Annotated in this window: 24 protein-coding genes; 9 read left to right on the plus strand and 15 right to left on the minus strand. The window is 73.3% G+C overall.

Annotated features, from left to right (window positions below):
• Positions 1-53 precede the first annotated feature (53 nt).
• The 5 genes from rpsG to BJ993_RS05165 form a co-directional block, all read right to left on the minus strand.
• Positions 54-524, minus strand: coding sequence for a 30S ribosomal protein S7 (gene rpsG, locus BJ993_RS05145; RefSeq protein ID WP_028654596.1), 471 nt, complete (start codon positions 522-524; stop codon positions 54-56).
• Position 525: 1 nt separating this feature from the next.
• Positions 526-900, minus strand: a complete 375-nt coding sequence (gene rpsL / locus BJ993_RS05150) for a 30S ribosomal protein S12 (protein WP_036551109.1) — start codon at positions 898-900, stop codon at positions 526-528.
• Positions 901-1,139: 239 nt separating this feature from the next.
• Positions 1,140-2,597, minus strand: coding sequence for an NCS2 family permease (locus tag BJ993_RS05155; protein ID WP_179647975.1), 1,458 nt, complete (start codon positions 2,595-2,597; stop codon positions 1,140-1,142).
• Entirely contained in the window at positions 2,594-3,877 is a 1,284-nt protein-coding gene (locus BJ993_RS05160; RefSeq protein WP_179651986.1) for an MFS transporter, read from the minus strand. Before BJ993_RS05160 ends, BJ993_RS05155 begins: the two co-directional genes overlap by 4 nt.
• Complete coding sequence (locus tag BJ993_RS05165; RefSeq protein WP_179647976.1) at positions 3,874-4,320, minus strand: MarR family transcriptional regulator; 447 nt, start codon at positions 4,318-4,320, stop codon at positions 3,874-3,876. Before BJ993_RS05165 ends, BJ993_RS05160 begins: the two co-directional genes overlap by 4 nt.
• An 80-nt stretch (positions 4,321-4,400) precedes the next feature.
• On the opposite strand from BJ993_RS05165, the gene BJ993_RS05170 reads away from it, so the two are divergent.
• Together BJ993_RS05170 and BJ993_RS05175 are read left to right on the plus strand one after the other, a co-directional pair.
• The gene (locus BJ993_RS05170; protein WP_242530330.1) at positions 4,401-4,691 is read left to right on the plus strand and encodes a DUF2530 domain-containing protein; all 291 of its coding nucleotides are present in this window, start codon (positions 4,401-4,403) and stop codon (positions 4,689-4,691) included.
• Positions 4,688-5,311 carry a class I SAM-dependent methyltransferase gene (locus BJ993_RS05175; RefSeq protein WP_218864612.1) on the plus strand — a complete coding sequence of 208 codons (624 nt, stop codon included), beginning with the start codon at positions 4,688-4,690 and terminating at the stop codon, positions 5,309-5,311. Before BJ993_RS05170 ends, BJ993_RS05175 begins: the two co-directional genes overlap by 4 nt.
• Positions 5,312-5,447: 136 nt before the next feature.
• On the opposite strand, the gene BJ993_RS05180 is transcribed toward BJ993_RS05175, so the two are convergent.
• On the minus strand, positions 5,448-6,224 hold the full coding sequence (locus tag BJ993_RS05180; RefSeq protein ID WP_242530331.1) for a DUF3027 domain-containing protein: 777 nt from the start codon (positions 6,222-6,224) through the stop codon (positions 5,448-5,450).
• An 87-nt stretch (positions 6,225-6,311) separates the two neighbouring features.
• On the opposite strand from BJ993_RS05180, the gene BJ993_RS05185 reads away from it, so the two are divergent.
• The gene (locus tag BJ993_RS05185; protein WP_308645482.1) at positions 6,312-7,796 is read left to right on the plus strand and encodes an MFS transporter; all 1,485 of its coding nucleotides are present in this window, start codon (positions 6,312-6,314) and stop codon (positions 7,794-7,796) included.
• Positions 7,797-7,814: 18 nt separating this feature from the next.
• Here BJ993_RS05185 and BJ993_RS05190 read toward each other — a convergent pair whose 3' ends face one another.
• Positions 7,815-8,210, minus strand: coding sequence for a cold-shock protein (locus tag BJ993_RS05190; protein WP_036551101.1), 396 nt, complete (start codon positions 8,208-8,210; stop codon positions 7,815-7,817).
• 133 nt (positions 8,211-8,343) lie between these two features.
• On the opposite strand from BJ993_RS05190, the gene BJ993_RS05195 reads away from it, so the two are divergent.
• Positions 8,344-8,928 carry a GNAT family N-acetyltransferase gene (locus BJ993_RS05195; RefSeq protein WP_179647977.1) on the plus strand — a complete coding sequence of 195 codons (585 nt, stop codon included), beginning with the start codon at positions 8,344-8,346 and terminating at the stop codon, positions 8,926-8,928.
• 1 nt (position 8,929) lies between these two features.
• Here BJ993_RS05195 and BJ993_RS26305 read toward each other — a convergent pair whose 3' ends face one another.
• From BJ993_RS26305 to BJ993_RS05210, 3 genes are read right to left on the minus strand one after another with little or no spacing between them, the layout of a single operon-like run.
• Positions 8,930-10,186 carry an RDD family protein gene (locus BJ993_RS26305; RefSeq protein ID WP_179647978.1) on the minus strand — a complete coding sequence of 419 codons (1,257 nt, stop codon included), beginning with the start codon at positions 10,184-10,186 and terminating at the stop codon, positions 8,930-8,932.
• 32 nt (positions 10,187-10,218) lie between these two features.
• Positions 10,219-11,847, minus strand: a complete 1,629-nt coding sequence (locus BJ993_RS05205; protein ID WP_179647979.1) for an FHA domain-containing protein — start codon at positions 11,845-11,847, stop codon at positions 10,219-10,221.
• Entirely contained in the window at positions 11,844-12,737 is an 894-nt protein-coding gene (locus BJ993_RS05210) for a PP2C family protein-serine/threonine phosphatase (RefSeq protein ID WP_242530332.1), read from the minus strand. Before BJ993_RS05210 ends, BJ993_RS05205 begins: the two co-directional genes overlap by 4 nt.
• Positions 12,738-13,004: 267 nt before the next feature.
• Here BJ993_RS05210 and BJ993_RS05215 point away from each other — a divergent pair, with 267 nt between their 5' ends.
• Together BJ993_RS05215 and BJ993_RS05220 are read left to right on the plus strand one after the other, a co-directional pair.
• Positions 13,005-15,062 (plus strand): helicase-associated domain-containing protein, encoded by a 2,058-nt coding sequence (locus tag BJ993_RS05215; RefSeq protein WP_308645483.1) that lies wholly within the window; start codon positions 13,005-13,007, stop codon positions 15,060-15,062.
• Between the two features lie 9 nt (positions 15,063-15,071).
• The gene (locus BJ993_RS05220) at positions 15,072-16,745 is read left to right on the plus strand and encodes a DNA repair helicase XPB (RefSeq protein WP_179647981.1); all 1,674 of its coding nucleotides are present in this window, start codon (positions 15,072-15,074) and stop codon (positions 16,743-16,745) included.
• Between the two features lie 77 nt (positions 16,746-16,822).
• On the opposite strand, the gene lon is transcribed toward BJ993_RS05220, so the two are convergent.
• From lon to BJ993_RS05240, 4 genes are all read right to left on the minus strand, one after another.
• Entirely contained in the window at positions 16,823-19,159 is a 2,337-nt protein-coding gene (lon, locus tag BJ993_RS05225; protein ID WP_179647982.1) for an endopeptidase La, read from the minus strand.
• A 229-nt stretch (positions 19,160-19,388) separates the two neighbouring features.
• Complete coding sequence (locus BJ993_RS05230; RefSeq protein WP_179647983.1) at positions 19,389-20,075, minus strand: 3-oxoacid CoA-transferase subunit B; 687 nt, start codon at positions 20,073-20,075, stop codon at positions 19,389-19,391.
• Positions 20,075-20,770 (minus strand): 3-oxoacid CoA-transferase subunit A, encoded by a 696-nt coding sequence (locus BJ993_RS05235; RefSeq protein WP_179647984.1) that lies wholly within the window; start codon positions 20,768-20,770, stop codon positions 20,075-20,077. Before BJ993_RS05235 ends, BJ993_RS05230 begins: the two co-directional genes overlap by 1 nt.
• 1 nt (position 20,771) lies before the next feature.
• Positions 20,772-21,959: a thiolase family protein gene (locus BJ993_RS05240; protein WP_036551085.1), complete on the minus strand. Its 1,188-nt coding sequence runs from the start codon at positions 21,957-21,959 to the stop codon at positions 20,772-20,774.
• A gap of 72 nt (positions 21,960-22,031) precedes the next feature.
• On the opposite strand from BJ993_RS05240, the gene BJ993_RS05245 reads away from it, so the two are divergent.
• Positions 22,032-22,922 carry a LysR family transcriptional regulator gene (locus tag BJ993_RS05245; RefSeq protein ID WP_036551082.1) on the plus strand — a complete coding sequence of 297 codons (891 nt, stop codon included), beginning with the start codon at positions 22,032-22,034 and terminating at the stop codon, positions 22,920-22,922.
• A 1-nt stretch (position 22,923) separates the two neighbouring features.
• Here BJ993_RS05245 and BJ993_RS05250 read toward each other — a convergent pair whose 3' ends face one another.
• Positions 22,924-23,379 carry a MarR family winged helix-turn-helix transcriptional regulator gene (locus tag BJ993_RS05250; RefSeq protein WP_179647985.1) on the minus strand — a complete coding sequence of 152 codons (456 nt, stop codon included), beginning with the start codon at positions 23,377-23,379 and terminating at the stop codon, positions 22,924-22,926.
• 63 nt (positions 23,380-23,442) lie between these two features.
• Here BJ993_RS05250 and BJ993_RS05255 point away from each other — a divergent pair, with 63 nt between their 5' ends.
• The gene (locus BJ993_RS05255) at positions 23,443-24,273 is read left to right on the plus strand and encodes a sulfurtransferase (RefSeq protein WP_179647986.1); all 831 of its coding nucleotides are present in this window, start codon (positions 23,443-23,445) and stop codon (positions 24,271-24,273) included.
• Between the two features lie 3 nt (positions 24,274-24,276).
• Positions 24,277-24,618, plus strand: a complete 342-nt coding sequence (locus BJ993_RS05260; protein WP_242530334.1) for a hypothetical protein — start codon at positions 24,277-24,279, stop codon at positions 24,616-24,618.
• The last annotated feature ends 60 nt before the right edge of the window (positions 24,619-24,678 follow it).

The following is a 24,678-nucleotide window of genomic DNA, read 5'->3' on the forward strand; positions in this document are numbered from 1 at the left end:
GAACCGGTGGGTGCCGGAGCGGGCGCCGCGGTGGCGGGCCCGCTCCGACGAGATCACCAGCGGTAGTGGGCGAAGGCCTTGTTGGACTCGGCCATCTTGTGGGTGTCCTCGCGCTTCTTCACAGCGGCACCGAGGCCGTTGGCGGCGTCGAGGATCTCGTTCTGCAGGCGCTCGGCCATCGTCTTCTCGCGACGCTCCTGGGCGTAGCCCACGAGCCAGCGCAGCGACAGCGTCGTGCCACGGTTGCCCTTGACCTCGACGGGGACCTGGTAGGTCGCACCACCGACGCGGCGGGACTTGACCTCGAGCGCGGGGCGCACGTTGTCGAGCGCGCGCTTGAGGGTGATGACCGGGTCGGTGCCGGTCTTCTCGCGGGTGCCCTCGAGAGCGGCGTACACGATCCGCTGAGCAACCTGCTTCTTGCCATCCTGCAGCACCTTCGACACCAGCTGGCTCACCAGCTGCGAACCGTAGACCGGGTCGACGTCGATGGGGCGCTTCGGAGCGGGGCCCTTGCGCGGCATGTCAGCTCTTCTCCTTCTTGGCGCCGTAGCGGCTGCGAGCCTGCTTGCGGTTCTTCACGGCCTGCGTGTCGAGCGCGCCGCGGATGACCTTGTAGCGGACACCGGGCAGGTCCTTCACACGGCCGCCGCGGACGAGCACGATCGAGTGCTCCTGGAGGTTGTGACCCTCACCCGGGATGTAGGCCGTGACCTCGACGCCGCTGCTCAGGCGCACGCGGGCGACCTTGCGGAGGGCGGAGTTCGGCTTCTTCGGGGTGGTGGTGTAGACGCGGGTGCAGACACCGCGCCGCTGAGGCGATCCCTTCAGGGCAGGCGTCTTGGTCTTCGACGCCTTGTCCTGGCGGCCCTTGCGGACCAGCTGCTGAATGGTGGGCACTCTTGTGCTTCCCTCTCGGTGTTGTCTCTCGGCCCGGCACCATGCCGGGCTCGGGGGTACTGCTCGCTGCTGTGCCGGATGCTGGTTCCCCCGCCGATGGCCCCGTCGGATCGGGGCTGGTCTGAGGGCATGCGGGACGTGCCGGGTCGCCCCAGACACGAGAATCGAGATTACCGGCCGCCCATAGGCGGGTCAAAATGCCGGGTCACGCCGGGAACGGCCGGTTCGCGGGCCGGCTCTCAGGTCAGCCACCGGGTGATCGGGTCGATGGCGAAGTAGACCACGAACAGGCCCGCGACGACCCACAGCAGCGCGTGGACGTCGGCGGCCTTCCCGCGGACCAGCTTGAGGAAGACGTAGGACACGAATCCGGCCCCGATGCCGACCGTGATCGAGTAGGTGAACGGCATCAGCACGATGGTCAGGAAGGCCGGGATCGCGACCTCCAGGTCGTCCCACGCGATGCCCGTGACCTGCTGCATCATCAGGAAGCCGACCAGCACGAGCGCCGGGACGGCCGCCTCCGACGGGATCATCGCCACGAGCGGCGACAGGAAGATCGTCAGCAGGAACAGCAGCCCGGTCACGACCGAGGCGAGGCCGGTGCGCGCGCCCTCGCCGACACCTGCGGCGGACTCGATGTACGACGTGTTCGACGAGACGCCGGCCGCGCCGCCGGCGATCGCGGCGACCGAGTCGACGGCGAGGATCCGCGCCGCGTTCGGCGGCATGCCCTCCTCGTCGAGCAGCTTCGCCTCGGCGCCGATGGCCGTCATCGTGCCCATGGTGTCGAAGAAGTCGGCCAGGAGGAGCGAGAAGACGAGCAGCAGCACGGTCACCACGCCGACCTGGTCCCAGGAGCCGAGCAGGTTGAACTCGCCCAGCGTGCCGAAGTCGGGGGCGTGGAAGCTGTCCGGCCAGGCCGGGACGGTCAGCGCCCAGCCGCCGGCCTTCTCCGAGACGCGGCCGAGGTCGCCGATCGCCTCGACGACGACCGCGACGACGGTCATCACGACGATCGAGATCAGGATCGCGCCGCGCACTTTGCGCACCCACAGGGCCACCATCAGCAGCAGGCCGCCGATGAAGACGAGCACGGGCCAGCCGCTGAGGTTGCCGTCGCTGCCCAGCTGCACCGGCACCGTGGTCCCGCCGGGGATCCGGGTCACGAAGCCCGCGTCGACGAAGCCGATCAGCGCGATGAACAGCCCGATGCCGACCGAGATCGCGACCTTCAGCTCTGCCGGGACCGCGCGGAAGACGGCGGTCCGGAAGCCGGTCAGCACCAGCACCAGGATCAGCACGCCCTCGATGACGATGAGGCCCATCGCGTCGGCCCAGGTCATCTGGCCGGCGATCGAGAAGGCGAGGAAGGCGTTCAGGCCCAGCCCGGTCGCCAGCGCGAGCGGGTAGTTGGCGACGACGCCCATCAGGATCGTCAGCACACCGGCGACGAGGGCGGTGCCGGCGGCGATGGCCGCCAGGCCGCCGCCCGGCACCGAGCCGCCGCCGAGGTAGTTGCCGTCGACATCGGCCGCGAACCCGAGGATCAGCGGGTTCAGCACCACGATGTAGGCCATCGTGAAGAACGTGACGACCCCGCCACGCACCTCCTGGCCGACGGTGGATCCCCGCTCGGAGATCCGGAAGTAGCGGTCGACCGGGCTGGTCCCGGGGGCGGTCTGCGCAGAGCTCACGAGGGCAGCATGGCAGGCTCGCGCACCGCTTGCGCAGAGGGCTCGCGGCCAGCGGCCAGGCTCCTCACGAGAACGGCCAGGCCGACGCCGACCAGCACCAGCACTCCCCCGACGACCAGCGTCCACCGGGCGCCGTACTGCTCGCCGATCCAGCCGATGAACGGCGAGCCGATCGGGGTCCCGCCCATGACGATCGTCATGTAGATCGCCATCACCCGCCCGCGCATCGCCGGGTCGGACTCGGTCTGGAGCAGGGCGTTGCAGGAGTTGAGGACCGTGATGACCGAGACGCCCAGGAGCGGGCAGAGCACCACGAAGAGCAGGTACGACGGCGCGAACCCGGCCACGATCTCGAGCACGCCGAACGCGACGGCCGCCCCCATCAGGAGCCGGACCCGCACCCGCGCCCGCCCGGCGGCGAGCAGCGCGCCGCTGAGCGAGCCGATCGCGAGGAAGGAGCCCAGGACGCCGTACTCCTCGGCGCCCTTGCCGAACACGTCGGTGGCCATGAGGGCCGAGGTGAGCTGGAAGTTCATGCCGAAGGTCCCGACGAAGAAGACGAGCACGAGGATCATCAGCATCTTCGGCTGGCCGCGCAGGTAGCCGATGCCTGCGCGGAGCATGCCCGGCTCGCGACCGGCCGGGCGCGGCGAGTGCAGCCCGGCGGGGTCCATCCGGCGGAGCTGGAGGATGACGGCGGCGTACGAGACGGCGTTGGCGAGGATGACCCAGCCGGTCGCGCGCATCCCGCCGCCACCGATACCGATCAGGAGGCCGGCGATGCCGGGACCGATCAGCCGGGCGGTGTTGAACGCCGCGGAGTTGAGGCTGACCGCGTTGGCCACGTCGTCGGCGCCGACCATCTCCGAGACGAAGGCCTGGCGGGCCGGCGCGTCGAAGGCGGCGCCGATGCCGAAGACGAAGGCGAGCAGGTAGACGTGCCAGGTCTCGGCGACGCCGAGCGCGGCGATCGCACCGAGGGCGAGCGCGGCGAGCGCCATCACCGCCTGGGTGACCTGCAGCATCCGGCGCTTCGGGAAGCGGTCCGCGATGACGCCGGCGTACGGCGAGAGCAGGAGCACGGGCAAGAACTGGAGCCCGGTGGTGATGCCGAGCGCGGTGCCGCCGTTGCCGGGGATGGTCAGGACCAGCCAGTCCTGCGCGACGCGCTGCATCCACGTACCGACGTTGGAGACGAGGCTGCCGGCGAAGTAGAGGCGGTAGTTGGGGTGGGCGAGGGATCGGAAGCGGGGGCTCGTGGTGACTCCTTCGTTCGTCAGTCGGCAGCGGCGATGCGCTGCAGGATGGGGGCGGCCTGGCGCAGGACGTCGCGCTCGGCGGGGGTCAGCTCCTCGAGGCGGCGCGAGAGCCACCGGTCACGGCGGGTCGCGTCGGCGTGGACCACCGCGCGCCCCTCCTCCGTGAGCCGTACGACGACCTGTCGGCCGTCCGTCGGGTGGGGCTGCCGCTCGACCAGGCCCGCGTCGGCCAGGCAGTTCACGGTGCGGGTCATGCTCGGCGGGCGCACCTGCTCACGGCTGGCCAGCGCGCCGATGGTGAGGTCACCGAGCCGGTGGAGCGCCCAGAGCACCGCCATCGACGAGAGGCTGAGGTCGTTGTCGGGGTGGCGCTCGCGCACCAGCCTCCGGCGCAGGCGCATCACCGAGAACCGGAGCTCGGTCGCGAGCCCCACGTTCGTACGCAGCTGTTCCCTGGTCGGCATGTCGTTAGTCTAAGTCATTACCTCAAGCAACTATTCCGTCCGGACTGCGCCGGTCCGGCCCCGCGGTCTACGATCGAACCGTGGAGCTCCGCGACGACCAGCCGACCCAGCACGAGATCGGCAACCGCACCTACCTGATCGCGCCCGTCGAGCCCCTCGACGTCGACGGGGTGCGGACGGTCCAGGTCGGCACCGCGCTGTTCGCGATCGCCTTCGTGGCACTGCTGCCGTTCTACGGCCGCCTCGAGGAGGACGGCCGCACCTGGCTGCTGTGGATGTGCCTGACCGGCGTCGGCCTCGGGCTGCTCGGGATGGAGTACTGCAAGCGCCGCCGCCTGGTCCGCGCCGAGCGCGAGCACGACGAGCCGTGAACGAGCCGCTCCCCCCGACCCGCTGGGCACTCGGCGGAGCGAGGAACGTCGGCTACGGGGAGCGCTTCGCCGAGCTGATCGAGCAGGGCGAGGACGTCTTCGGCGAGGCCCGCCTCGCCGACGCGATGCTGGCCCGCGGCTCCCGCGTGCTCGACGCCGGCGCCGGCATGGGACGCGTCGGCGCCTACCTGCTGGACCACGGGCACCGGGTCGTCGCGGCCGAGCCCGACCCCGCGCTCGTCGCGCAGGCCCGTCGTACCTGGCCGGGGCTGGAGGTGCTGCCGCTGGAGATCCTCGCGCTCTCCCCCGACGCGCTGGCGGCCGCCGGGGCGCCCGACGCCTTCGACCTCGTCGTCTGCGTCGGCAACGTGCTCACCTTCCTCGCCGAGGACACCGAGGTGGCCGTGCTCGAGCGGCTGGGCTCGCTGCTCGCGCCGGGCGGGCGGATCCTCGCCGGCTTCCACCTGCAGGGCGGACCGGCGAGCGCGCGCGGCTACCCGCCGGACGAGTTCGTCGCGGACGCGACCGCCGCTGGGCTGCGGGTCGACCACCGGTTCGGCGGCTACGACCTGCGGCCGGTCGACGACCTGTACGCCGTCTGGGTCCTCAGCCGCGCCTGACGCCGACGCGGCGTGAGCTGACCCCCTCGAGTGGGCACGCAGGCGCCGCGCAGCGGGGCCGAAGGCACCCTTGACGGCGGGTGTCGGACGGATAAGCGCGCGGCCGCCCGAGACCGACCGGCGGGACGACTGCGTCTCAGAGGACGTCGAGGTCGTCCGCGCTCACCGTGTCGAGCACGGGCGGCGCGGGCGGGAGCGGCTGCTGGCGCTTGCTGAGGCGCACCTCGGAGTGGCCGCCGCAGCCGTGCTGGAAGGCGACGACCCGGCCGTCGTCGTTGGCGTCGCCGTTGGCGCAGACGCCGAAGGTCTCGGACAGCGGGCCGGCAAGGCGCACCAGGAAGCCGCAGGAGTAGCACTGGTCGGGCGCGGACTTGGCGATCGGCGCGTCGGGGCCGGCCTCGCCGTCGTACCACCGCTCGGCGGCCGCGTCGCGGCCCTCGGGCGAGAGCACGCGGACCCGGCCGAGGCCGAGGTCCTTGGCGACCTGGCGGATCTGCGCCTTCTCGTCGGTGTCGAGTGGGTCGTCCCCGAAGGAGTACGTCGGCACGAGGCGCGGGTCGTCGTCGGAGACGGGGAGCAGGTCGCCCGGGGACATGTCACCCGGCTGGAGGCGGTCGCGGTAGGGGACCCACGCCGGCGCGATGATGGCGTCCTGGCCGGGCAGCAGCACGACCTCGACGACGGTGACCTTCTTCTGGCGGGAGGCGCGGGTCAGCGTGACCGCCCACTGCCAGCCCCGGTAGCCCTTGCTGGCACAGGCGAAGAGGTGCGTCACGACGCGCAGGCCGTCGACCTGGTGGCCGAGGTAGTCGCCCACGTCGGCCGCGTCGACCTCGTCGAGCAGGGCCGCGCGGGCGGCGTCGACCGCGTCAGCGGTGGCGGCGTCGGTCAGCTTGCGCTCGAGCGTGGACACCGGCACAGCATCCACCATGACGGCGACGTCCGTCACGTCGGGGGCGCCCGCGGGTGTCGGTCGGACCCAGCAGGCAAGATAGGGAGGGTGAGCACCGACGGAGCCAAGCCGCGCCCCTCCGGTGGCCACCCGCGGCCCGACGGGGCCGCGTACCCGCCGCCTCCCCCTCCCCCGCCGCCCGGCGCCGAGGTCCTGGGCGACAGCACGGGCGACACCGGGTCGGTCCGGGCCGCGAAGGCGACCGCCCGCGGCGTCGCCGGGTTCGCGCGCGTCACCGGGCGAGCCAGCCGTGCGACCGTGCGGACGGCTCGCAAGGCCGCCGGGGCGCAGGGCGCCGAGCGGTCCGGCCTCAACCGGCTGATCGAGCTGCACGCAGCCAACGCGGCCGGCGACTCGGCGTTCGCGATCGCGCTCGCCGGCACCGTCTTCTTCGCCGGAGCGACCAGCGGGCAGCGCGGCCCGGTGCTGCTCTTCCTCGGCCTGACGATGGTGCCCTTCGCCGTCGTGGCCCCGCTGATCGGGCCGTTCCTCGACCGGTTCAGCCACGGCCGGCGCTGGGCGATCGGCGCGACCTTCGCGCTCCGGGCGTTCCTGTGCTGGGTCCTCGCCGGGACGCTGACCGACGGCTCGCCGTGGTTCTACGTCGCCGCCCTCGGCGTCCTCGTCTCCTCGAAGGCCTACGGCGTCGCCAAGGCGGCGGCGGTGCCCCGCCTGCTCCCCCACGAGATCACGCTGGTCAAGGCCAACGGACGAGTGGCCCTGTCGGGTGTCGTCGGCGCCTGCGTCTCGGCCCCGCTGGCGGGCCTCGCCTACTGGATCGGCCCCGAGTGGGCCTGCCGCTACGCCTTCCTGGTCTTCACCGTCGGCACCATCGCCGCGATCCTGCTGCCCCGCCAGGTCGACTCCTCCAGCGGCGAGGAGTCGATCGACGCCCCGCGCGCCGCGGCCGACTCGCGCCGCGGCAGCGGGTTGCCGCCGCAGGTCGCCTTCGCCCTGCGCGCCAACTGCGGGCCCCGCCTGCTGTCGGGCTTCCTCACGATGTTCATGACCTTCGTGCTCGCGACCGAGCCCCTCGACGGCTGGGAGTCCAAGACCAAGTCGACCCTGCTCGTGGGCCTCGTCGTCGGCGCGGCCGGTCTCGGCAACACCATCGGCATCGTCGTCGCGTCGCTCGTGCGCAAGATCAACCCGGCCGTGATGGTCGTCGTCGCCCTGCTCGCCGACATCGCCGCGCTCGTGGTCGCCACCATCTTCTACGGGCTGCTGCCCCTCGTCGTGCTGGGCCTGACCGTCGGACTGATGCAGTACCTCGCGAAGGTCTCGCTCGACTCCACCATCCAGAGCGGCGTGCCGGTGCGGGCGCACGCGAGCGCCTTCGCGAAGGGCGACACCACGCTCCAGCTGGCGTGGGTGATCGGCGGCTTCCTGGGCGTGATCCTGTCCTACCCCGCCGTCAACGGCGTCGGGCTGGCGTTCGCCGCGGTGCTGCTGACCGCCTGGGCGGTGTTCGTGCTGCGCAGCGCGCCGTCCCGGCGCGGCAGGGCGCAGGCCGACCGGCCGGTCCCGGCCTGACGGCACCGGCGCAGGGGCTCAGGCCTCGAGCTCGTCGGCCAGGGCGCGCAGGAGCTTGGCGACCGGCTGCGACGTACGACGGTCGGGGTGGCGTCCGTGACGGTAGGCCTCGCCGACGCCGTCGAGGAGCTGCATCAGGTCCTCGACGATCGGGACCATCTCCTCGGGCTTCTTGCGGCGCGCCTCCTTCTGGTTGCGCGACACCGACGCCGGGGCGTCGAGGAGCTTGACCTGCAGCGCCTGCTCGCCGCGGCGGCCCTGGGCGATGCCGAACTCGACGCGCGTGCCGGCCTTCAACGTGGTCACGCCCTCGGGCAGCGCGTCGGAACGGACGTAGACGTCCGGGCCCTCGGTCTGCGAGAGGAAGCCGAAGCCCTTCTCCGCGTCGTACCACTTCACCTTGCCAGTCGGCACGGTCTCGACCTTCCTCGTTGATCTGCAGGCTGCGGGCGGCGATCCGACGCCCGCGACCGCACATGCTAGACGAGTGCTCCGACCGCCCGGAAAGCAGTTTCCCCGCCCTCCGCCGCCCTCCTAGGCTCGGGCCGTGGGAATCGAACGCATCACGCCGCCCGTGCCCCTGCGAACCGAGCGGCTCGTGCTGCGGCCGGTCGTCCCCGACGACGAGACCGCGATCGGCGCCTACTGCGCGGACCCCGAGGTCACCCGCTACCTCCCCTTCCCGGCCCTCGACGCCGACGGGCTCGCAAAGCGGATGGAGCGCCTGGTCGCCGCCACCGCCCCGGTCGAGGTCGGCGACTTCCTCGGCCTGGCCGTCGAGCACGAGGGCGTGCTGGTCGGCGACCTCATGCTGCGCTTCAGCGCCGCCCACGACGAGGACCAGCCGCCGTCGATCGCCGAGCTGGGCTGGGTCTTCGCGCCGGAGTACGGCGGGCGCGGGTTCGCCACCGAGGCCGCCGGCGCACTGGTCGACCTGGCGTTCACGACCTATCCCCTGCACCGGCTGATGGCGCAGCTCGACCCCCGCAACACGGCCTCGGCGCGGCTGTGCGAGCGGATCGGGATGACGCAGGAGGGCCACACCCGGGAGGACTACCCCGATCGCGACGGCGGCTGGAGCGACACCGCGGTCTTCGGCCTGCTGCGCCGCGAGTGGGAGGGTCGACGCTGACTCAGCCGTCGCGCTCGACCGTCATGGTGCGGTCGCCGAAGCGCACCTCGTCGCCGGGGAGCAGCGTGCTGGGCCGGCCGGCCGTGAGCGCCTTCGACATGCCGCGCCGCACGACGTAGGAGCCGTTGGTCGAGCCCCGGTCCATGACGACCAGGGCGCCGTCCGGGGCGACCTGGAACTGCGCGTGGGTCTTGGACAACGACATGTCCGAGGACCGCAGTGGCACGACGTGGCGGACCGGCTCGCCGTCGCGCGGCTCCGGGCGCCGACCGACGAGCGCCAGGCCCTCGACCACGAACGACTCGCCGGTGTCGAAGGCGACTCGCCACCGTGCCGCCGCAGGCTGGCCCTGCGGAGAGCCGGCAGCAGCGGGGTCGGGGCGGACACGGGTCTGCTCGGCGACCGGCTTCGGAGCGGCGGGCGCCGGGGCCGGCGTCGGCGCGGGCGTCGGGGCAGGCGTCGGCGCGGGCGCGCGGTGGGCTCCCGGCGCACGGACCGCGGGCTCCGGAGCCGGCGTGGGTGCCGGAGCCGGTGCAGGAGCCGGTGCAGGAGCCGGTGCAGGAGCCGGAGCAGGGGCAGGGGCCGGAGCAGGGGCGGGCGCCGGCGCCGGGACGGGCGAGAGGACCGGCGTCGGCGCAGGAGCGGGGGCCGGGGCGGGAGCGGGGGCCGGCGTGGGGGTCGGCGCGGGTGTCGACGCCGGGTGCTGGACCGGCGGGACGGGCATCAGCCGCAGGGCGGTGAGGTTGACGATCTGCTGCGGCCGGTCGTCCGTCTCCTCCGGCGCCACCGAGACCGGACGGATGTCGACGACGACCGCGTCGCCGATCCGGTCGTGCAGGCCACGGCGCTGCCGGCTCGGGTCGGCGGCAGCCGTCCACGCGAGGGTCGCCAGGCCGAGACCGAGGGTGGGGATGCCGGCGATGCCGAGGACGACGTACCGGCCGAGCGCGGCGAGGACCCCGATCGGCCGCCCGGTCTCACGACGCACGACCCGCAGCCCGACGGCGGCCTTGCCGGGGGTGACGCCGGTGGTCCCGACCAGGACGGCCAGCACGATGCCGAGCACCAGGTCGGCGCCGACGGCGCTGACCAGCGCCACGGGGATGGAGGTGTCGAGCAGTGCCCACACGGCGAAGCCGACAGCGCCGGACAGGCCCCAGGCGACCACACGGTCCAGCACGAACGCCGAGAAGCGGCGGTCGAGCACGGCCGGGGGGAACATCACCGGCTCCGTGGTGGGCGGGGGGACGAGAGACATGGGCAGCGCTCCGAGTAGCGGCCGCCGGCCGGTCAGGGCCGGGTGACCTGGATGGTGATCCCGTCACCGAGGTTGATGATCGCGCCCGGGATCAGCTGGACGGCGATCCCCGGCTTGAGGTCCTCGGGACCGAGGCCGGGCTGGACCAGGACGGTGCCATTGGTCGAGCCCATGTCGGTGACGACGGCGGTGCCGTGGTCGGCACCCGTGCCGGGGCGGACCTCGACGTGCGTCGACGAGATCTCGTGGAGCCGGCTGGGGACGGTGACGAGCATCGGCTGCTCGGTCGAGGTGAAGCGGCGCGCCTCCGGGGCGCGGCCGATCAGCACCGCGCGGTCGACCACGACCGTCTGGCCGTCGGAGATGAGCAGCTTCGCCACCGGCTGGGTGACCGCGGGCGCCGGCGGCTGGCCGGGGATCCCGGGCTGCGGGGGCGAGGGCACGTCCGGCCCCACGCCGGTGACGGTCTGGCCGTCGTGGTCCGGGTCGAAGGGAGCCGGCACGGGAGGCGGCGGCGGCGTGCCTCCGACGGGCTCCCACGAGCCGATGCCCAGCGGCGGCGCGTCGACGGGGGCGTCGACCGACGGCGGCGGAGGCGGCACCCAGCCGACGGGGGCGACCTCGGTCTCGCCACCCATCGGCGGCAGCGGCGGCGACGGGACGGCGGGGGTGTCCGGCTCGGCGAGCGGGTCCGCGGACGCCGCCTCCCCGGCGGGCTCCTCGACGGGCTCCTCGACGGGCTCCTCGGCGGGCTCCTCGGCACCGCCCGTGGACGGCGTCGGCGAGGAGTCCCAAGGAGTGACCCAGCCGTCGGGTGCCGGGGCACCGGGGGGCGGAGGCAGCGGGTCGCTCAACGGGTCGGGGACCACGTCCATGACCTCGGTGGCAGGGCCCTCGTCCAGCGGCGACGGCTCGTCCTCGACCATCGCGTCGGCCTCCGCCATGGCGGCCTCGGCCATCACCTCGGGCTCGGCGGGTGCAGGCTCGTCGTCGACCGCCACGTCGTCGACCACGGCGTCCTCGACGGGCTCGTCGGTGGACTCGTCGGTGGGCGCCTCGACCATCGCGTCGGCCGGCGCCGGCTTCCCGAGGTCGAGCACCGGCGCCGCCTCGGGCTCGGCCTCGGCCCCAGCAGCGGCGTCGTCCGGTCCGTCGACGGCCGGTGCGGCGGCATGCGCCCCACCCGACACGGGTACGACGGCGGGCCGGTCGACCTGCCCGATCCGCACCAGCCCGGTGGCGATGGGGAAGTCGGCCTCGCCGCGTCCGGCCTCCTCGTCCGCGGGGACGCTGACCGACAGGGCCAGGACGCCGTCGACGCTCCGCTCGACCCAGGTGTGGCTGGCGGCGCCGTCGAGCGTGACCTCCTCGTCGGCGGTCGCCAGCGTCGCGGTCACGCCTTGGCCGCGGAGCAGGACCCGGGTCGGGCCGTCGTCGTCGCTCACCAGCACGAAGCCGGGGATCCGGCTCAGGCCGGAGGCGAGCAGGCCGTCGAGCACCTCGTCGAAGCCGGCTCCGCCGTCGACGAGCGCCCACAGCGCGACGACCTGGTCCTTCTGGGACGCGGGCAGCAGCACGGTCGCGTTGGCACCGAACACGGCGAACCAGTCACCGGTGCGGTAGGACCAGGCGCCGGTCGCGCCGGTTGCGGTCTCGCTCATGGGAGGGCTCCCAACTTCTGCTCCAGGCTCAGCCGCTGCGCGTCGGCGTCGTACGGCTCTGTGTGCACCAATCCCACCACATCGACCACGACGGCCGTTGCGTTGTCGTGACCACCGGCCTCGACGGCGGCCGCGACGACCTGCTCGGCGGCGTCGCGGGGGTCCTCGCAGGAGCCGAGGATGGAGCTGATCCGCTGGTCGTCGAGCATGCCGCTGACGCCGTCGGAGCAGAGCAGCAGCCGTTCGGCCGCGGCGAGCGGCAGGAGGAAGTAGTCGGCCTCCCCGCTCACCCCACCGGGCAGCGCCGATCCCCCCAGCGCGCGGGTGATCACGTTGCGGCTCGGGTGGACGGCCGCGGCCGCCTCGGTGATCTGGCCGGTGTCGACGAGCTCCTGGACCAGGCTGTGGTCGACGCTGACCTGCTCGAGCTCGCCGTCGTTGAAGCGGTAGGCGCGCGAGTCGCCGACGTTGGCGAGCAGCCAGACGGGGCCGGAGGACGAGTCGACGAGCAGGGCGATGACGGCGGTCGTGCCCGCGGAGAAGTTGGCGTCGGCACCGCTCGCGCGCTGCTCGGCGTCGAAGGCGAGGATCCGGTCCTGGACGGCCTGCAGGGTGGCGGCGACGGCCTCGGCGCCGCGCTCGGCGTCGTACCCGTCGCTGGCGAGGCGGGCGAACTCCTCGACGACGATCGCGCTCGCGACGTCGCCGCGGTCGTGCCCGCCCATGCCGTCGGCGACGACGAACACGGGTGGGTCGGCGAGGTAGGCGTCCTCGTTGGCCTGGCGGACCCGACCGACGTCGGTGGCCGCGCCGTGGTGGAGCTCGACGTGCTGCACTTCGGAGCGTCGTGCGGTGCTCATCCGGGGAAGGCCCCCGTGCGTGTCGGCCATGTCGGTAGTTTGGCCCTCGTGGGAGCAGGTCGGAGCGGGTACCGGTCGTTGGCCGACCAGCTGCGGTCGTGGCCCGACGAGCGGCTCGTCCGCCTGCTCACGGATCGTCCGGACCTGGCCACCCCTGCCCCTCACGACTTCGGTCAACTCGCCTCGCGCGCCGGGGTGAGGAACTCGATCGCACGCGCGCTCGACGGCCTCACCCGAGGCGAGCTTTCGGTGCTTGATGCCCTCGTCGTCGCCGGCCAAACCACCGAATCGGAACTCGTGGAGCTCGTCGACGCGGACCACGGCTTCGTCGTCGCGACGGTACGACGCCTGGTGGATCTCGCGCTCGCCTGGGAGTCACCCGAGGGCCTGCGCCCGCTGAGCGTCGTCGCCGACAGCTTGGTCGGTGGCGCGGACGCCGGAGTGAGCGGGCTGCGCCCCCGGTCGGCCCAGCCGCGACCGGCCGGCGAGCTGCTCGCGGTGATCGAGGCCCTGCCCCCGCAGGCCCGTGCGCTGCTCGACCACGTGGTCGCCGGAGGCAGCACGGCGAAGTCGGGGTCGGCGCGGATCGGGCTGCGCCCCGAGGACGCCGAGACGCCCGCCGAGCTGCTGATCGCGCACCGTCTGCTGGTGCCCGCGGGATCCCTGCAGCCCGGGCTGCTGGCGGTGCCCGGCGAGGTCGGCCTCGCCCTGCGGGGCGGCCGGACGACCACCTCCCCCGTGGACGTCCCTCCGGCCGTCGCGGGTGAGCCACGCTCGCCGCGCCTCGCGGGGAGTGCGGCCGTGGGTGCGGCCACCGACGTCGTACGACGGACGGCGATGCTGCTCGAGTGGTGGAGCACCCGACCGGCGGCGGCCCTGCGCACCACCGGCCTAGGAGTCCGCGAGCTTCGGGCGACCGCGGCCCACCTCCAGGTCCCCGAGCGTGACGCCGCCCTCGTCGTCGAGGTCGCCGCCGAGGCGGGCCTCGTCGGCACCCGGGCCGACGCCGACGGCAACCCGGTGTGGGTGCCGAGCGACGAGTTCGACCGGTGGCGCGACCTGCCACCCGCCGAGCAGTGGACGGTGCTGGCGCGGGCCTGGCTGGCCAGTCCGCGGCTGCCGTCGCTCGTCGGCGAGCGCGGGCCCGACCAGAAGCCGTGGAACGCGCTGACCCCCGAGCTCGCGGCGTCCGGGATGCCCGAGGCGAAGCAGATGGTGCTGGCGGCGCTGGCCGCGCTGCCGGACGGCGAGGGCCTGTCGGCCGGGACCGGGCTGCCGTCGCTGGTGGCCCGGATCGCGTGGGAGCGCCCGCGCCGGCCGCGGACCCGCCCCGACCTGGTCGCGTGGGCGGTGGCCGAGGCGGCCGTGCTCGGAGTGACCGGTGCCGACGTGCTGTCGCCCTACGGACGCGCCCTCGTCGACGGCGAGGACCCCGCCCCCGTGCTCGCGGCGCTGCTCCCCTCCCCCGTGGACCACGTGCTCCTCCAGGCCGACCTGACCGCGATCGCGCCCGGACCGCTCCAGCCCGACCTCGCCCGGCGGCTGCAGCAGGTCGCCGACGTCGAGTCGCACGGCGGCGCCACCGTCTACCGGTTCACCGCCGACTCGGTGCGGCGGACGCTCGACGCGGGCTGGACCGCCGCCGAGGTGCACGCCTTCCTCCTGGCCGCCTCGCGCACGCCGGTCCCGCAGCCGCTGACCTACCTGGTCGACGACGTCGCCCGCAGCTTCGGCCGGCTGCGGGTGGGCGCTGCGACCGCGTTCATCCGGTCCGAGGACGAGGTGGCGCTGGCCGAGCTCGTCAACCACCCGAAGGCCGGCGGGCTCGGCCTGCAGCGGCTCGCCCCGACCGTCCTCATCTCCTCGCTGCCGCTCGACCTGCTGCTCCCCCGGCTCCGCGAGATCGGCGCCGCCCCGGTCGTCGAGGGCCCCGACGGGATGGTGCGGGTCGGCACCGCCGAGGGCCTGCGCGCGCGTACGCCGCGCACCCGGGAGAGTGCCGACGCCGGACGGGCCGCCGCACGACAGGCGGCCCACGTCGCCTCCGCCGTGCGCAGCGTGCGCGAGGGCGACGAGGAGGCGCGCTCGCGACCCGCGTCGGCCTCCGCGCCCGGCGGGGGCGTGCTCTCGGCGCTGCGGGACGCGATCGAGCGGCGCGGCGTCGTACTGATCGGGTTCACGGACAACCAGGGCGTGGTGTCCGAGCGGTCCGTGCAGCCGCTCGCCGTCGACGGTGGCCAGCTGACGGCGCGCGACTCCGACGCGGCGGCCGACGACCCTGACGCCGAGCGTCGGTATGCGGTGCACCGGATCACCAGGGTCGTGCCGCTGGGGGCCGACTCGCCGGCCACGTAGACTCGTGCGGTGACAGACGGACCCCTGATCGTGCAGTCGGACAAGTCGCTGCTGCTGGAGGTCGACCACGAGCAGGCGGCCGAGTGCCGCAAGGCGATCGCCCCGTTCGCGGAGCTCGAGCGCTCGCCCGAGCACATCCACACCTACCGGCTGACCCCGCTCGGGCTGTGGAACGCCCGCGCGGCCGGGCACGACGCCGAGCAGGTGATCGACACGCTGCTGACCTGGTCGCGCTACCCGGTCCCCCACGCGCTGCTGGTCGACGTGGCCGAGACGATGTCGCGCTACGGCCGGCTGCGGCTGGAGAAGCACCCGACCCACGGCCTCGTCCTCGCGTCGAACGACCGGCCGCTGCTGGAGGAGGTGCTGCGGTCGAAGAAGGTCGCCGGGATGCTCGGCAACCGGATCGACGACCTGCCCGACGACGAGCAGGGCGTCGCGGTCCACCCCTCCGAGCGCGGCAACCTCAAGCAGGCCCTGCTCAAGCTCGGGTGGCCGGCCGAGGACTACGCCGGGTACGTCGACGGCGAGGCCCACCCGATCGCGCTGGCCGAGGACGGCTGGTCGCTGCGCGCCTACCAGGCCGAGGCGGCGGAGTCCTTCTGGCACGGCGGCTCCGGCGTCGTCGTCCTGCCCTGCGGCGCGGGCAAGACCATCGTCGGTGCCGCGGCGATGGCCGAGGCCGGCGCCACCACGCTGATCCTGGTGACCAACACCGTGAGCGCCCGCCAGTGGAAGGACGAGCTGGTCCGCCGTACCTCCCTCACGCCGGACGAGATCGGCGAGTACTCCGGCACCGTCAAGGAGGTCCGGCCGGTCACGATCGCGACCTACCAGGTCGTGACCACGAAGCGGAAGGGCGTCTACCCGCACCTCGAGCTGTTCGACGCCCGCGACTGGGGCCTCATCGTGTACGACGAGGTGCACCTCCTGCCCGCGCCGATCTTCCGGATGACGGCGGACCTGCAGGCCCGCCGCCGACTGGGGCTCACCGCGACGCTGGTGCGCGAGGACGGCCGCGAGGGCGACGTCTTCTCGCTCATCGGTCCCAAGCGGTACGACGCCCCCTGGAAGGACATCGAGGCGCAGGGCTGGATCGCGCCCGCGGACTGCATCGAGGTCCGGATCTCGCTGCCCGACGCCTCGCGGATGGCCTACGCGACCTCCGACCCGGAGGAGCGCTACCGGCTCGCCGCCTGCACGCCGGAGAAGGTGAAGGTCGTGCGCGACCTGGTCGACCGGCACCGCGGCCAGCCGACTCTCGTGATCGGGCAGTACCTCGAGCAGCTCTCCGAGCTGAGCGAGGCCCTGGACGCCCCGGTCATCACCGGTCAGACGCCGGTCAAGGAGCGCCAGCGCCTCTTCGACGGGTTCCGCTCCGGCGAGATCGGCCTGCTGGTGGTCTCGAAGGTCGCGAACTTCTCCATCGACCTGCCCTCCGCCGAGGTGGCCATCCAGGTGTCCGGCTCGTTCGGCTCACGCCAGGAGGAGGCGCAGCGGCTCGGCCGCCTGCTCCGCCCCGGCGAGCCGGGGCCGGACGGCGAGCGGAAGGTGGCGCACTTCTACACGATCGTGTCGCGCGACACCGTGGACGCGGAGTTCGCGCAGAACCGGCAGCGGTTCCTCGCGGAGCAGGGCTATGCCTACCGGATCGTCGACGCCCAGGACCTCACGGGCGCCTGAGCGCGGACGCGCAACTACCGGATTCGTCGCGGACCGGGTGGTCCGACGACAAATCCGGTAGTTGAACCGCGACCAGGTCAGGCCGCGGCCGTCCCCTCCTGCGCGACCACCAGCGCGCGCTCGAGGATCTCGGTGACCGCACCGACCGGGGTCACGGTCAGCGCCTCCAGGATCTCGGCCGGGACGTCGTCCAGGTCGGGCCGGTTGCGCTCGGGGATGAACACCTCGGCGACACCGGCGCGCTGGGCGGCGAGCAGCTTCTGCTTCACCCCACCGATCGGGAGCACCCGCCCGGACAGCGTGACCTCACCGGTCATCGCGATGTCGGAGCGCACCGGGCGCCCGGTCAGCAGCGACACCAGGGCGGTCACCATCGTGACGCCCGCCGACGGCCCGTCCTTGGGTACGGCGCCCGCCGGGAAGTGCACGTGCAGCGACTGCTCGAAGGCGCTGGCCGGGATGCCCAGCTCCGCGGCGTGCGAGCGCACCCACGAGAGCGCGATCCGGGCCGACTCCTTCATCACGTCACCGAGCTGGCCCGTCACGGTCAGGTCCGCCTTGCCCTCGGAGGCCGACGTCTCGACGTACAGGACGTCACCGCCCATGCCGGTCACGGCCAGGCCGGTCGCGACGCCGGGGACCGACGTGCGCTCCTCGACGTCGGGGGTGAACCGCGGCCGCCCGATCAGGTCCTTGAGCTCACCGACCCCGATGTCGACGCGGTCGACCTCTCCGGACGCCAGCCGGGCCGTGGCCTTGCGGAACGCCTTGGCGAGCAGCCGCTCGACCTGCCGCACGCCCGCCTCGCGGGTGTAGTTGGCGGCGATCTCGCGCAGCGCCTCGTCGGAGATGGTCACCTCGTCGGCGCCCAGCGCGGCCCGCTCCAGCTGGCGCGGGACCAGGAAGTCGCGGGCGATCGCGACCTTGTCCTCCTCGGTGTAGCCGTCGATCGAGACCAGCTCCATGCGGTCGAGCAGCGCGGCCGGGATCGAGCCGATGTCGTTGGCCGTCGCGATGAAGAGCACGTCGGACAGGTCGAGGTCGAGCTCGAGGTAGTGGTCGCGGAAGGTGTGGTTCTGTGCGGGGTCGAGGACCTCGAGCAGCGCCGCCGCCGGATCGCCGCGGTAGTCGGAGCCGACCTTGTCGACCTCGTCGAGCAGCACGACCGGGTTCATCGAGCCGGCCTCCTTGATGGCCCGCACGACGCGGCCGGGCAGCGCGCCGACGTACGTCCGGCGGTGGCCGCGGATCTCCGCCTCGTCGCGGACACCGCCGAGGGCGACGCGCACGAACTTGCGACCGAGGGCACGGGCGACGGACTCGCCGAGCGAGGTCTTGCCGACACCCGGAGGGCCCGCCAGCAGCACGACGGCGCCGGAGCCACGTCCGCCGACGAGCTCCAAGCCGCGCTCGGCGCGACGCGCGCGCACGGCGAGGTACTCGGTGATCCGGTCCTTCACCTCGTCGAGGCCGTGGTGGTCGGCGTCGAGGACGGCGCGGGCCGCGACGACGTCGGTGTCGTCCTCGGTCGTGACATTCCACGGCAGGTCGAGGACGGTGTCGAGCCAGGTGCGGATCCAGCCGGCCTCGGGGTTCTGGTCGCTGGCGCGCTCCAGCTTGTCGACCTCGCGCAGCAGCGCCTCGCGGACGTCGTCCGGGACGTCCGCAGCCTCGACCCGGGCGCGGTAGTCGTCGCCACCCTCGGGGTCGCCCTCGCCGAGCTCCTTGCGGATGGCGGCGAGCTGCTGGCGCAGCAGGAACTCGCGCTGGTTCTTCTCCAGCGACTCCCGCACGTCGGCGTCGATCTTGTCGCTGACCTCGGACTCCGCGACGTGGTCGCGGGTCCACTCGACCAGCAGCCGCAGCCGCTCCCGGACCTCCGGGGTCTCGAGCAGCTGGCGCTTGCGGTCGTCGGAGAGGTACGGCGCGTAGCCGGCCGTGTCGGCCAGGGCGGCGGGGTCCTCGATGCGGGTGACCTGGTCGGCGACCTGCCAGGCCTCGCGGCGCTGGAGCAGGCCGACGACGAGCTTGCGGTAGTCCTCGGCCAGGGCGCGCACCTCGTCGTCGACGACGTCGTGCTCGACCGGCTCGACCTCGACCCACAGGGCCGCGCCGGGACCGGTCACGCCACTGCCGATGCGGGCTCGGTCGCCGGCCTTGAGGACGGCCGCGGGCTCGCCACCGGCGAAGCGGCCCACCTTCTCGACGGTGGCCACGACGCCGTACGACGCGTAGCGGTCCTCGAGCCGGGGAGCGACGAGGACCTTGGCCTGGTCACCCGACTCGCGGGCAGCGAGCTGGGCGGCGTCGATGGCGGCTCGGGCGGGCTCGTCGAGCTCGACCCGCACCACCATCCCGGGAAGCACCACCACGTCGGAGAGGAAGAGCACAGGGAGGTTGATCGGGTTCGTCATGAACCTTCCAATGCGTTCCGGGTATGTGGTGTTCCGGCGTTCGCGGCTGGCGAACGCGGGAACTTCCCCGGGGTTGGGGTCACCCGGCGGCTCGCGGGAGTTTCACCGGCCGGCCGGTGTTTCTCCCGCGCTTGGACGACGAAACTCACGCTTGGACGATGAAGCTTCGTCGTCCAAGCGTGAGTTTCGCCGGCCGGCCGGTGAAACTCCCAGGAGCAGCGCCCGCCGCTCAGCCCGCCCGCACCACCAGCGGCACCTCGAGCCGCTCCCGCAGCTCCTCCACCGAGATCCCCCACGTGGCGGTCACGACGACCGACTCGCCGCCGACCTCGAAGATGCCGTGGTCGGTGTAGACCCGGCTGACGCAGCCGACGCCGGTGAGGGGGTAGGTGCACGCCGGCACCAGCTTGGGCGAGCCGTCCTTGCCGAAGAGCCCCATCATCACGAGGACGTCCTTGGCGCCGATGGCCAGGTCCATCGCGCCGCCCACGGCCGGGATCGCGTCGGCGCGACCGGTGTGCCAGTTGGCGAGGTCGCCGTTGCCCGCGACCTGGTAGGCGCCGAGGACGCAGACGTCGAGGTGGCCGCCGCGCATCATGGCGAAGGAGTCGGCGTGGTGGAAGTACGACGCCCCCGGGAGCTCGGTGACGGGGACCTTGCCCGCGTTGGTGAGATCGGCGTCGACGTCGTCGCCGTGGGCGGCCGGGCCCATGCCGAGCATGCCGTTCTCGGTGTGGAGCACGACACCGAGCTCGGGCGGGAGGTGGTCGGCGATCTTCGTCGGCTGGCCGATGCCGAGGTTGACGAAGGAGCCCTCGGGGATGTCGCGGGCGATCACCTCGGCGAGCTCGTCCATGGAGAGCGGTCCACGGTCGAGGTGCTCGACGGTCGTCGTACCGGAGGCGAGAGAAGTCATCAGCGGGCTCCTTGCACGGTGTAGTGGCGGGCCTCGACCGCGACGACGCGGTCGACGTAGATGGAGGGGGTGACGACGGCCTCGGGGTCCAGCGACCCCGTCGGCACGATCTGGCTGACCTGGGCGATCGTGGTCGCCGCCGCCGTCGCCATCACCGGGCCGAAGTTGCGCGCGGTCTTGCGGTAGACGAGGTTGCCCATCCCGTCGGCGGCGTGCGCGGAGATGAGGGCGTAGTCGCCCTTGATCGGGTACTCCAGCAGGTAGGTGCGACCGTCGATCTCCCGCACCTCCTTGCCCTCGGCGAGCGGCGTGCCGACCGCGGTCGGGCAGTAGAAGGCGCCGATGCCGGCGCCGGCCGCGCGCATTCGCTCGGCGAGGTTGCCCTGCGGGACGACCTCGAGCTCGAGCTTGCCGGCGAGGTAGAGCTCGTCGAACACGTACGAGTCGACCTGGCGCGGGAAGGAGCAGATCACCTTGCGCACGCGCCCGGCCTTGAGCAGCGCGGCCAGGCCGACCTCGCCGTTGCCGGCGTTGTTGGCGACCACGGTGAGGTCCTTGGCACCCTGGCGGATCAGCGCGTCGATCAGGTCGAAGGGCATGCCGGCGAGGCCGAAGCCGCCCACCAGGACGGTGGAGCCGTCCTCGATGCCGGCGACCGCGGCGTCCGCCGTCTCCATCAGCTGGGTCCTCGCCATGTCAGCGCGCCTCCTCGTTCTCCAGGACGACGGCCAGGCCCTGGCCGACACCGATGCAGATGCCGGCGACGCCCCAGCGCTGGCCGGTCTCGCGCAGCACCTTGGCGAGCGTGCCGATGAGGCGACCGCCCGACGCGCCCAGCGGGTGCCCGATCGCGATGGCGCCGCCCTTCTGGTTGACGATCTCGGGGTCGATCGGCCAGGCGTCGACGCAGGCCAGCGACTGCACCGCGAACGCCTCGTTGAGCTCGACGGCGCCGACGTCGGACCAGTCGATGCCGGCGCGCTTCAGCGCCGCGTTCGCGGCCTCCACCGGCGCGTAGCCGAACGCCTGCGGCTCCAGCGCGTACGCCGCCCGGCCGGCCACCCGCGCGAGCGGCGTCGTACCGATCCTGTCGGCAGCGGACTCCGCCCCGAGCAGGACGGCCGATGCGCCGTCGCTCAGCGGGGAGGCGTTGCCGGCCGTGATCGTGCCGTCCTTGCGGAAGACCGGCTTGAGGCCGGCGAGCGCCTCGGGGGTGCTGCCGGCGCGGATGCCCTCGTCGCGGACCAGGTCGGTGCCCTCGACGGGGACCACGAGGTCGTCGTAGAAGCCGTCGGCCCAGGCCTGCTCGGCGAGCTGGTGCGAGCGCGCGGCGAAGGCGTCCTGGCGCTCACGGGAGATGCCGAAGCGCTCCTGCAGCTGCTCGTTGGCCTCGCCGAGGCTGACCGTCCACTCCTTCGGCATCGCCGGGTTGACCAGCCGCCAGCCGAGCGCTGTCGAGACCGCGGTGACGTCGCCGATCGGGAAGGCGCGGTCCGGCTTCGGCAGCACCCACGGGGCCCGGGTCATCGACTCCACCCCGCCGGTGAGCACGATGTCGGCGTCGCCGGTCTCGATCGCGCGGGCACCGCCGATGAGCGACTCCAAGCTCGAGCCGCAGAGGCGGTTGACGGTGACGGCCGGGACGCTGACCGGCACGCCGGCGAGGAGGGCGGCCATCCGGCCCACGTTGCGGTTGTCCTCGCCGGCGCCGTTGGCGTTGCCCCAGACGATGTCGCCGATCGCGGCGGGGTCGAGGTCCGGGGTCCGGGCGAGGACCGATGACACCACGGCGGCTCCGAGGTCGTCGGTCCGGACGCCGGAGAGCCCGCCGTTGAACCGGCCGAACGGGGTACGGACCGCTGCGTACACGTAGGAGCTGCTCATGGCATCGACGGTAGGTCGACCACTTGATATTGTGAAGTATCAATATCTGACCCATTTGAGTCGAGTTGAGATATGGATCTGCTGCGCCACCTGCGCTACTTCGTGACCGTCGCCGAGGAGCGGCACTTCGGCCGCGCCGCGGAGCGGCTGCACATGGCGCAGCCGCCCCTCTCCCAGCAGATCCGCCGTCTCGAGGCCGAGCTCGGCGTCGAGCTCCTCGTGCGCACGACCCGCCGGGTCGACCTCACTGCGGCCGGTGCCGCCTACCTGGAGCGCGCCCGGGCGATCCTGGCGTCCGTCGACGGTGCCGCCGACGAGGCCCGCCGCGTCGCCGCCGGCGCGGTCGGCCACGTGGCGATCGGCTGCGTCGGCTCGGCGACCTACAGCCTCCTGCCCGCACTCTCCCGGCGCCTGGCCGACGAGCTGCCGGGCGTCGAGTTCTCGTTCCGCGGCGAGATGCTCGTCGCCGACCAGCTCGACGCCCTGCGCGAGGGGACCATCGACCTCGCCCTCCTCCGGCCGCCGGTCGCCGACGGCTCCCTCACCGTGACCTCGCTGCGCAAGGAGCGGCTCGTGGTCGCCGTACCCTCCGGGCACCCGCTGGCCGCCCGGCACCGGGTGCGGGTCGCCGACCTGGCCCGTACCGACCTGATCGTGCACTCCGCCGGCCGCCGATCCGCGATGTACGACGTCGTGCGGCGGCTCTTCGCGGATGCCGGCGAGGCCCCGCGGATCCGGCACGAGGTCGGCGAGACCTCGACGCTGGTCACCCTCGTCGCGGGCGGCCTGGGCGTGGCCGTCGTACCGGAGCCGGTGAGCGCACTCGCCCTGGCCGGCGTCGCCTACGTGCCGCTCGTCCGTCCCGCCGCGAGCGTCGAGCTCGCGGTCGCGCACCGCACCGACCGCTCCGAGCCGCACCTGCTGCGCACGCTCGAGGTGCTGGGCGAGCTGGTCGGCGACTGACTCACGCGGTGGCCGCGGCGATCACCGCGGTGAGCCGCCGGTGCAGCTCGAGCAGCTCGTCGACGGGCATCCCGAGGCGCTCGACGATGGCCGGCGGGATGGCCTCGGCGTCGTCGCGCAGCGCGCGCCCCTTCTCGGTGAGTACGACGGCGAGCGCCCGCTCGTCACGGGGATCGCGCTCCCGCCGCAGGTAGCCGGCCGCCTCCAGCCGCTTCAGCAGCGGGGACAGCGTGCCGGGGTCGAGCTCGAGCAGGCGGGCCAGGTCGGCGACGCGCAGCGGCTCCTGCTCCCAGAGCGCGAGCATCACGAGGTACTGCGGGTGGGTCAGCCCCATCGGCTCCAGCAGCGGCCGGTAGAGCGCGATCACGCTGCGCGAGGCGATGGCCAGCGCGAAGCAGACCTGCTGGTCGAGGGCGAGCGGGTTCTCGATTCCCTCGAGGGCGTCGGACTTCGGCATGTTGTCAGCGTACCAATGATTGGTGTACAAACTGTTAGTACACCAACTAATTGGAGGAGCACCATGGCCCGCACCGATGTCCTCGTCGACGGCGACTGGCTCGAGGAGCGCCTCGGCGCACCGGGCGTCGTCGTGATCGAGGTCGACGAGAACACCGCCGCCCACGCGACCAACCACATCCCCGGCTCGACGAGCCTCGACTGGTCCACCGACCTGCGCGAGGTGCCGCGACGCGACGTCGTCGGCCAGGCCCGCTTCGCCGCGCTGCTCGGCCGCCACGGCGTGACCAACGACGACACCGTCGTGCTCTACGGCGGCGACAACAACTGGTTCGCGGCGTACGCGTACTGGGTGTTCAAGCTCTACGGCCACACCGACGTCCGGCTGCTCGACGGCGGTCGGAAGAAGTGGGAGCTCGAGGGCAGGCCCCTCGACAACCTGGTCACCCACCGCCCCGAGACGACCTACACCGCCGGCCCCGCGGACCCCGCGCTGCGCGCCTTCCGCGACGACGTGGTCGCTGGCATCGGCGTCCGCCAGGTCGTCGACGTGCGCTCCCCCGCCGAGTTCTCCGGCGAGATCCTCGCACCGGCCCACTTCCCCCAGGAGCAGCCGCAGGTCCCCGGCCACGTCCCGACCGCGGTCAACGTCCCCTGGTCGCAGGCCGCGGCCGAGGACGGCAGCTTCCGCAGCGACGACGAGCTGCGCGCCCTGTACGGCGCCGCCGGGCTCAGCCTCGACGACAGCCCGGTCACGGTCTACTGCCGCGTGGGCGAGCGCAGCGCCCACACCTGGTTCGTGCTGCACGAGCTGCTCGACCTGCCCGACGTGCGCAACTACGACGGGTCCTGGGTGGAGTACGGCTCGCTCGTCGGCGTACCGGTCGAGGTCTGAGCCGTGACCGCCGAGGCCGCTCCGCGTCGCCGACGCCACCTGATGGACCCGGCCAACCCGGTCCGGCCGGTCGACGACCGGTCCCTGACCCACGTGCAGCGCTGGGTGACGTCCACGCTGGCGGTGCTGACCATCGCCCACCTGGCGGCCGGCCTGGTGCTCGCCGCGCTCGAGACACCCACGTCGGCCACGGCCGCGCGGATCGGCCTCACCGTCATCGCGGGGGCGTTCGGCGTCCTCGCGGTGACGGCCGGGCTGGCCATCCACCGCCGGAGGGTGCTGAGCCCTTGGCTGCTGCTCGGCCTGCTGCCCACGGTCGTCGGGCTGTGGCTGGCCTTCGCATGACGCGAGCCCGGTCCGGGGTAACAGGAAACTTACGGACCGGGTAGCACCCCGTATTCCGGG

Source organism: Nocardioides aromaticivorans, assembly GCF_013408525.1.
Classification (GTDB): Bacteria; Actinomycetota; Actinomycetes; order Propionibacteriales; family Nocardioidaceae; genus Nocardioides; species Nocardioides aromaticivorans.

Coding starts and splice junctions, on each gene's coding strand:
- rpsG (WP_028654596.1), bottom strand. CDS start 524: ATGCCGCGCAAGGGCCCCGCTCCGAAGCGCCCCATCGACGTCGACCCG.
- BJ993_RS05165 (WP_179647976.1), bottom strand. CDS start 4,320: ATGCCGACCAGGGAACAGCTGCGTACGAACGTGGGGCTCGCGACCGAG.
- BJ993_RS26305 (WP_179647978.1), bottom strand. CDS start 10,186: ATGTCTCTCGTCCCCCCGCCCACCACGGAGCCGGTGATGTTCCCCCCG.
- BJ993_RS05205 (WP_179647979.1), bottom strand. CDS start 11,847: ATGAGCGAGACCGCAACCGGCGCGACCGGCGCCTGGTCCTACCGCACC.
- BJ993_RS05210 (WP_242530332.1), bottom strand. CDS start 12,737: ATGGCCGACACGCACGGGGGCCTTCCCCGGATGAGCACCGCACGACGC.
- lon (WP_179647982.1), bottom strand. CDS start 19,159: ATGACGAACCCGATCAACCTCCCTGTGCTCTTCCTCTCCGACGTGGTG.
- BJ993_RS05230 (WP_179647983.1), bottom strand. CDS start 20,075: ATGACTTCTCTCGCCTCCGGTACGACGACCGTCGAGCACCTCGACCGT.
- BJ993_RS05235 (WP_179647984.1), bottom strand. CDS start 20,770: ATGGCGAGGACCCAGCTGATGGAGACGGCGGACGCCGCGGTCGCCGGC.
- BJ993_RS05240 (WP_036551085.1), bottom strand. CDS start 21,959: ATGAGCAGCTCCTACGTGTACGCAGCGGTCCGTACCCCGTTCGGCCGG.
- BJ993_RS05245 (WP_036551082.1), top strand. CDS start 22,032: ATGGATCTGCTGCGCCACCTGCGCTACTTCGTGACCGTCGCCGAGGAG.
- BJ993_RS05250 (WP_179647985.1), bottom strand. CDS start 23,379: ATGCCGAAGTCCGACGCCCTCGAGGGAATCGAGAACCCGCTCGCCCTC.
- BJ993_RS05255 (WP_179647986.1), top strand. CDS start 23,443: ATGGCCCGCACCGATGTCCTCGTCGACGGCGACTGGCTCGAGGAGCGC.